Origin of the sequence: Corynebacterium sp. HMSC072A02 (assembly GCF_001810085.1) — a bacterium.
In the GTDB taxonomy this organism is placed as follows: Bacteria; Actinomycetota; Actinomycetes; order Mycobacteriales; family Mycobacteriaceae; genus Corynebacterium; species Corynebacterium hesseae.
Genome location: NZ_KV799838.1, coordinates 1 through 538, shown reverse-complemented (window position 1 = coordinate 538; position 538 = coordinate 1). Strand labels below are relative to the sequence as shown.

The following is a 538-nucleotide window of genomic DNA, read 5'->3' as shown; positions in this document are numbered from 1 at the left end:
AGCTGAGGTAGGAACTAAACCCAGGACGCTTCAAACTGGGTGAGGAAAGCTGGTTGTTCACACCCGCCGACCCGGCAGGTCCCGTCGCGACCTTCGACATGTTTGCGCATAATCAGGCCCGGTTGGTAGCCGTCTGCTTCGTCGATGTCACCGGTTAGATCCCGGGTTTTATCATGCGGCATGGCTTCTTGGCGCCAGCCGAAGCCTTCAATAAAGGTTGGGGCATTCTCAATATCGCAGGCTTGGTAGGTGTGTAAGACTACGGTGGCTGGTGGTTGTATCTCGCCGCTTAAGAGTTTGATGACTGCTTCAGGAATCGTCAGGTCATGCTGGGCTGCGGTTTTATGAATGAAGGCATCGAGTTTAATACCGGTGTCTTCCCCAACCTGGAGTTCCAGCCAGGCAGAGGTGCCATTAGAAGAAAAGCGGTAGGTGTCTTTGGGGCGGGTATCACGGTAGGCGATGGAATCATCCAGGGTTTTACAGATGTCGCGGACTTTACGCCTGATTTGGCTGCGGGTAGGAAAAGCCTGATTCG

The 538-nt window shown here is 53.9% G+C and carries 1 pseudogene; it reads right to left on the bottom strand.

Annotated elements, in window-relative coordinates:
• Window positions 1–14 precede the first annotated feature (14 nt).
• Window positions 15–538 (bottom strand): annotated as a pseudogene (locus HMPREF2698_RS04610) (HNH endonuclease); the annotation flags it as partial.